Source organism: Streptomyces sp. NPDC052721 (genome assembly GCF_040678315.1).
In the GTDB taxonomy this organism is placed as follows: Bacteria; Actinomycetota; Actinomycetes; order Streptomycetales; family Streptomycetaceae; genus Streptomyces.
Map to the genome: position 1 here is coordinate 129,573 of NZ_JBFATL010000023.1, position 6,468 is coordinate 136,040.

At 72.1% G+C, this 6,468-nt stretch carries 8 protein-coding genes; 6 read left to right on the forward strand and 2 right to left on the reverse strand.

What is annotated here, in order from left to right:
* Nucleotides 1–37 precede the first annotated feature (37 nt).
* Nucleotides 38–910 carry an alpha/beta hydrolase gene (locus tag AB0L21_RS22465; RefSeq protein WP_365785936.1) on the reverse strand — a complete coding sequence of 291 codons (873 nt, stop codon included), beginning with the start codon at nt 908–910 and terminating at the stop codon, nt 38–40.
* Nucleotides 911–994: 84 nt separating this feature from the next.
* Here AB0L21_RS22465 and AB0L21_RS22470 point away from each other — a divergent pair, with 84 nt between their 5' ends.
* The 5 genes from AB0L21_RS22470 to AB0L21_RS22490 all read left to right on the forward strand — a co-directional run bounded on the left by AB0L21_RS22470 (nt 995) and on the right by AB0L21_RS22490 (nt 5,311).
* Entirely contained in the window at nt 995–1,552 is a 558-nt protein-coding gene (locus tag AB0L21_RS22470; RefSeq protein WP_365785938.1) for a CGNR zinc finger domain-containing protein, read from the forward strand.
* Nucleotides 1,553–1,703: 151 nt separating this feature from the next.
* Nucleotides 1,704–2,615 (forward strand): DMT family transporter, encoded by a 912-nt coding sequence (locus AB0L21_RS22475; RefSeq protein WP_365785940.1) that lies wholly within the window; start codon nt 1,704–1,706, stop codon nt 2,613–2,615.
* Between the two features lie 98 nt (nt 2,616–2,713).
* Nucleotides 2,714–3,307: a DinB family protein gene (locus AB0L21_RS22480; protein WP_365711036.1), complete on the forward strand. Its 594-nt coding sequence runs from the start codon at nt 2,714–2,716 to the stop codon at nt 3,305–3,307.
* Between the two features lie 167 nt (nt 3,308–3,474).
* Nucleotides 3,475–4,044 (forward strand): GNAT family protein, encoded by a 570-nt coding sequence (locus AB0L21_RS22485; protein WP_365711034.1) that lies wholly within the window; start codon nt 3,475–3,477, stop codon nt 4,042–4,044.
* A 568-nt stretch (nt 4,045–4,612) separates the two neighbouring features.
* Nucleotides 4,613–5,311 carry a DUF3566 domain-containing protein gene (locus AB0L21_RS22490; protein ID WP_365711032.1) on the forward strand — a complete coding sequence of 233 codons (699 nt, stop codon included), beginning with the start codon at nt 4,613–4,615 and terminating at the stop codon, nt 5,309–5,311.
* 73 nt (nt 5,312–5,384) lie between these two features.
* On the opposite strand, the gene AB0L21_RS22495 is transcribed toward AB0L21_RS22490, so the two are convergent.
* Nucleotides 5,385–5,693, reverse strand: coding sequence for a hypothetical protein (locus tag AB0L21_RS22495; protein ID WP_365785942.1), 309 nt, complete (start codon nt 5,691–5,693; stop codon nt 5,385–5,387).
* Between the two features lie 460 nt (nt 5,694–6,153).
* On the opposite strand from AB0L21_RS22495, the gene AB0L21_RS22500 reads away from it, so the two are divergent.
* A partial coding sequence (locus AB0L21_RS22500; protein WP_365785951.1) for an LLM class flavin-dependent oxidoreductase occupies nt 6,154–6,468 on the forward strand: 315 nt, incomplete at its 3' end.

The following is a 6,468-nucleotide window of genomic DNA, read 5'->3' on the forward strand; positions in this document are numbered from 1 at the left end:
CCGGGAGCAGGGCATTCTGTCCCGGGCCCGGGACTGGTCACTTCCAGGTGCGGTCGAGGAAGTCGGCGATCAGGGGGGCGATCTCCGGCAGGTGCGTCTCCAGGGCGAAGTGGCCGGTGTCGAAGAGGTGGAGTTCGGCGTCGGGCAGGTCGCGGAGGTAGGCGCGGGCACCGGGCTCGGGGAAGAAGGGGTCGTTGCTGCCCCAGGTGATGAGGGTGGGCGGGGTGTGCCGGCGCAGCCATGCCTGCCAGGCGTCGTAGCGCTCCAGGTTGGAGCGGTAGTCGAAGATCAGCTGTTCCTGGGCCTGCTTGCGGCCGGGCTGGTCGAGGAAGTGCTGGTCGAGGGTGTAGCCGTCGGGGGCGATCAGGTCGGGGTCGGCGACGCCGGTCACGTACTGGCCGCGGGTGCCGTCGAGGGTGAGCATGCCCTGGATGGCGTCGTGCGCGCCGGGGGTGTCGGGGGTCAGGCCGATGAGACCGCGGGCGGCGTCGGAGAGGCCTTCGTCGTAGGCGTTGCCGTTCTGCACGATCAGGCCGGCGATCCGTTCGGGGTGGCGTTCGGCGATGCGCAGTCCGACGGGCGCGCCGAAGTCGAAGACGTACATCACGAACCGGTCCAGGCCGAGCCCCTGGACGAAGCCGTCGGTGATGTCGGCGAGGCGGTCGAAGGAGTAGGTGAAGTCGTCCGGGGCCTGCGTGTGGCCGAAGCCGGGGTAGTCGGGGGCGATCAGCCGGTGGTGCGAGCCGAGGACGTCGATGAGGCCGCGGAACTGGTGGGAGCCGGACGGGAAGCCGTGCAGGAGCAGGAGCACGGGCGCGTCGGTGCGGTCGGGGAGGGATTCCCGGTAGAAGACGCGGACGCCGTCCACCTCCAGGTGACGGTGAACGGTACGGGTGACCGAAGCAAGCATGCTAATCCCTTCACTGTTGGTTGATGCATTAGGTATAGGCGACCCACGACTAACGCGTCAACTCGGCGATGTACCATTAGCAGCATGAGTGATCTCGTACCGCTGACCGGAGAACCCCTGGCCCTGGACCTGGTCAACACCCGTCCGGCCGCCGGGGACCTTCTCGAAACGCCGGACGGCCTGCGGAACTGGTGGACCCTGCAGGCCGACCGGCTCCCGGACGAGGTACCGCAGGAGATCACCGCCGCCGACCTGGCCGCCGTGCGCGCCGTACGGGAGCACATCGCCCGCGCCCTCGGCCACGTCCGTCGAGGCGACCGGCCCCTGGCCGCCGATCTGGAGGCGCTGAACGAGGCACAGCGGGCCGCGCCGGCGATCAACGAGCTGGTGTGGAACGGGTCGGCGGTGACCGCCGCCCGCCGGCGCGAGGGCTCTCCGGGCCGGCGGCTGGCCGCCTGGCTGGCGGAGGCCGCCGCCGAGGTTCTGGCCGATCCGGTGGCCACCAGGATCCGGGAGTGCGAGGCCGACGACTGCGTGATGCTCTTCCTGGCCACCCATCCACGCCGCCGCTGGTGCTCGGCCGCCCGCTGCGGCAACCGGGTGCGCGTCGCCCGCCACTACCACCGCCGCAAGGCCGGATAGGGCCGCACCCCTCGGCCTCGCGCGCGCCTCGCCGTCGACGAGCCGCCATCGGAGACCCTGCCCGCTCCGGCGCGCGCGGCCTCCAGGAGGTCACTCGGGCCGGCCGGGAAAATCGCGTGACGCGTCGTGCCCGGCCGCCCATAATCCCCGCGTGGCCACCAGGAACGTCGACACGGCTGAACGCGGCCCGTCCCCCCGGTTCTCCCTGACCGCGCCGGCCGGACGTGGCTTCGGCTCGATCCCGCCGACGGCGCTGGTACTGCTCGGCATCGTCAGTGTTCAGGTGGGCTCGGCACTGGCCAAGCATCTGTTCGGCACGGTGGGCAGCTTCGGGACCGTCGCGCTGCGGCTGTTCTTCGCGGCGGTGGTGCTGGTGGTGTTGTGGCGGCCGTCGCCGCGTATGCGTCGTCGCGCGTGGACGGTCGTGGTCGGCTACGGCGTCGTTCTCGGCCTGATGAACCTGTGCTTCTACCTGGCCCTGGCCCGGATTCCGCTGGGGATCGCGGTGACCACCGAGTTCCTCGGGCCGCTGGTGGTGGCCCTGGCCGGGTCGCGGCGATGGCTGGACGCGTTCTGGGCCCTGCTCGCGGCAGGCGGTGTGGTCCTGCTGATGGAGGGACGCGGCGATCTCGACCTCGTCGGTTTTCTGTTCGCCCTCGCCGCGGGAACGTGCTGGGGCCTGTACATCCTGGTCGGCGCGGCACTGGGCCGCCACACCACGAAGGGCGACGGTCTGGCTCTGGGCATGGCCGTCGCGGCGCTGGTGGCCGTGCCGTTCGGCGTGGCCGACAGCGGAACGGCGCTGGTGCGGCCGTGGGTGCTGGTCGCGGGGCTCGGCGTGGCCCTGTTGTCGTCGGTGATCCCGTACTCGCTGGACCTGGAAGCACTGCGCAGGATCCCACCGCGCGTGTTCGGCATCCTGATGAGCCTCGAACCGGCGATGGCGGCCCTCATCGGCCTCGTCGTCCTGCACGAGTCGCTGCGCTGGTCGCAGTGGCTGGCGGTGCTGTGCGTGGTGGCCGCGTCGGCGGGCGCGACCCGCGCCACCCGCACGGACGCCTAGCCGCACGGACGCCTGGCCGCGCGGACGCCTGGGCCCCGGCCGCGGTGACCGGTGGAAAAGGCGGTGTGCGGAGATCACGCGAGCGGCAGACTTGCCGCATGACCGCACCGGACCTCAAAGCCGACCTTCACTTCTACCTGCAGTCCGCCCGTGATGCCCTGCTGTGGAAGCTCGAAGGGCTCTCGGAGTACGACATCCGCCGCCCGCTGACGCCGACCGGCACCAACCTCCTCGGCCTGGTGAAGCACGTGGCCGGCGTGGAGTTGGGCTACCTCGGCGACACCTTCGGACGGCCGTCCGGTGAGCCGCTGCCCTGGCTGGACGAAGGTGCCGAGCCCAACGCGGACATGTGGGCCACCGCCGACGAGTCACGGGAGTTCATCGTGGAGTTGTACCGCCGGGCGTGGCGGCACGCTGACGCGACGGTGGACGCGCTGGCGCTGGACACGGTCGGCAGGGTGCCGTGGTGGCCCGACGGCAGGGACGAAGTGACGTTGCACCACGCGGTGGTGCGCGTGATCGCCGATACGCACCGGCACGCCGGGCACGCCGACATCGTCCGCGAACTCCTGGACGGTGCCGTGGGGATGGGCCAGGGCAACGACAGCATGGCGCCCGGCGACTCGGCGTGGTGGGAGACCTATCGAGGCCGGCTGGAGCGCGCGGCTCAGGAAGCCGGCCGAGGCGCCTGACCCGCGCCACCCGCGCACACCCGCGCGCCCCGCTTCGGCGCGTAGCAGGCGACGGGCGTCGGCGGAGGTCTCCCTCCCCCGGCGCCCCCAACGGACCGCCCGTGCGAGAACCACGGGCCGGTCAAATCGCGTTGTGGCCCTGAGCCGGGCTGCGAGAGCATCCGGGGATGGAAGAGCCTGCCGAGACTCTCACGTCCGACCGGGTCGTACTGCGCCGGTGGCGGACGACCGATCTCGATGCCCTGGACCGGGCCATATCCGAATCCCTGGACCACCTCGTGCCGTGGATGCCCTGGGCGGCCGACCCCGGCCGGCAGCAGACCGCCGGCTTCCTGGCCCGCAGCCACGAGGAGTGGGAGACCGGGCAGGCCTTCGGCTACGCGATCACCACAGGTGGCGTGGTGATCGGCAGTTGTGGCCTGCATCGCCGTATCGGTGCGGGCGGACTCGACATCGGCTACTGGCTTCATCCTCGCTGGACGGGACAAGGTCTCGCCACCATGGCCGCGGCGGCGCTCGTCGGCCAGGCCTTCCAGCTGGCGGGCATCGACCGCGTGGAGATCCATCACGATGCCGCCAACCCGGCCAGTGGGGCCGTAGCCGCCCGCCTGGGTTTCACCTGGGCCGGACGCGTGCAGGCGCCTGATGGGCCCGCCGCGCCCGGCGAGGCGGGGATCCATGTCATCTGGCGGATGACTGGGGACCAGTGGCGGGCGCGCGCGTCCGGGCGTGCCTGACGCGCGGGCTGAGCCGGGACGACGGCAGGGGCGCCGAGGCTCCGGCCGTCCCCGTGCCCGCCGGGATTCAGTCCTGCCGGGATTCAGTCCTTCGGGGCCGTGTCCGCCGTGCGGCCGACACCCTCGTACACCCATTCGGCGGTGTCGCCGGGATGCGATCCGGTGACGGGCGCGCGTCCGGCTCAGCCCGCGCGTCGGGCACGGCTGGGGCGCCGAGGCTCCGGCCGTCTCCGTGCCCGCCGGGATTCAGTCCTGCCGGGATTCAGTCCTTCGGGGCCGTGTCCGCCGTGCGGCCGACACGCTCGTACACCCATTCGGCGGTGTCGCCGGGATGCGGTCCGGTGGTGCTCGGCGGGTGCGGTCCGGCCCGCCGTGAGGCGGTTCCCGTGCCGTCGCGGCCGGTTCACGGTTCCGGTCTCCGGGACGTCGTCTGGGTGCGGGGGCGCGCTGTCGCCCATACGGTCGGACGCACGGACCAGCAGGCCCCAGAGGCCGCCGGGCGGTCGACGGAGGCCCGCTCGATGTGGGAGGGCACCGCGAGGCTGCCGGGCCAGTCAGGGAGACAGGCATGAGTCGAGCCAAGCGCAGGCCCCGCACCACCGCCGGCGAGCAGGCGGCAGCGAAGCAGGGCGGCGGAGCCCGCAGCTCCCCGGAGAACGGGTCCGCCGCACCTCCCCACCCCACGGAGCGGTCGGTTCCGGTGGAGCGGTCCGGCGTTGCCGATCGCGCGGGGTCCGCATCGGCGTCCCCCGCTGCGGCCGGACCGGCGCCACAGCCCGGCCACCCGGCCGGACCGGTCGCGGGACACCGTGCCGAGAGCCGTCCGGCCGTGTCCGGCGCGGCTGCCGCCCCGGGGCCCCGGACGATCCGGATGCGCATATCCGAGGGGGATCCCTGGTCGGTGATGGTGACGAGCTTCCTGCTTCTCGCGGGCGTCGGCATCCTGGCGCTCGCCACCACGGTCGTCCTGTGGATCATGATGGAGGCCATGGCACCGGACGTCCTTCCGGAGCTGAGCACCGTCGCGGCCATCGGGATCGGCGTCGTCACCGTGGAAGTGGTCCTGGGCACGGGCCTGGCGACGCTGGGCACCTTCCTCTACAACCTGTCGTCGCTGTACAGCGGGGGCGTCGAGGTGTCCGTGACCGACGATCTGGACCTGCCCCCGGCGACCGCCGAGGTCATGCCGGCCATGGCCGGCACCCGGGCTCGTGTGCGCCGCTCCCCGCGTGGGCGCACCCTCCGGCCGCGGTCGTGGTCGCGGTGACGAGAGCGGGGCCGAACATCTGCCGGCCGACGGCAACCCGAGGACGACGGAAGGCCCGTGCCTGCCTGGCTGCTCAGCGGCTGGTCCGGAGCAAAACCGCCACCCCGGCGAGCTTGTCCCGGTCGCGGACGGCGTAGACGCCGGTGAGCTTCCCTTCGGTGATCTCGACCAGGAAGACGCCTTCCGGGTGGCCGCCGCTGTGGACCCGCATCGCGGGCGCGCCGGTGCAGTCGACCCCCTTGATCCGCGGGTCCGCCGGCCGTCCTCCGCGGAAGGTCCGCGTGAGGACCGCGGCCGCCTTCTCCGCCCCCACCACCGGCCGCCGCGCCGCGGTGGTCCTCCCGCCGCTGTCCGCGGTCCAGGTGGCGTCCGGCACGAGCATTGCGAGCAGCCCTCCAGGTCACCGGTCGCCGCCGCGGTCATGAACCGCTCGGTGCTCCGCGCGGTCTTCGCCGCGTCCACGGGCTCGAAGCGCTCGCGCCGCGCCCGTACGAACTCGCGGGCAAGGTACGGCACCTGACGATGCGTCATCACCGAATTGCCCACCGCCCCGGCGACGTCGTCGTAGGCGAAGCCGAACACCTCGCGCAGCACGGGTCGCGGAGCGCCCGGCGGCCTCGCCTTCGTACCGCTTCTCCGTGAAGCCGGCGACCGTCAACGTTGCTGAAGCTCCCGTCCCCGGAGCGTATGCCGCACCACGGACGACGCCGCCGAGCAGTCCGGCGCGCACACCGTGCACTACAAGTCACACAGCTGTGCACGGACAAGTCATTCGGGGCGAATCGACGTCATAGCGTCGAGTCACCAGGCCCGTCGAGTCCGAGGACATCCCCTTGACATCAGTGGAACACTCCGCAACACCCACCCAGTTCGGGATCTTCACGATCGGTGATGTCACGCCGGACCCCACCACGGGGCGGACCCCGACCGAGCGCGAGCGGATCAAGGCCATGGTCGCCATCGCGCTGAAGGCCGAGGAGATAGGCCTGGACGTCTTCGCGACCGGTGAGCACCACAACCCGCCGTTCGTGCCGTCCTCGCCGACCACGATGCTCGGCTACATCGCCGCCCGCACCGAGCGGATCATCCTGTCGACGTCGACCACGCTGATCACCACCAACGACCCGGTGAAGATCGCGGAGGACTACGCGATGCTC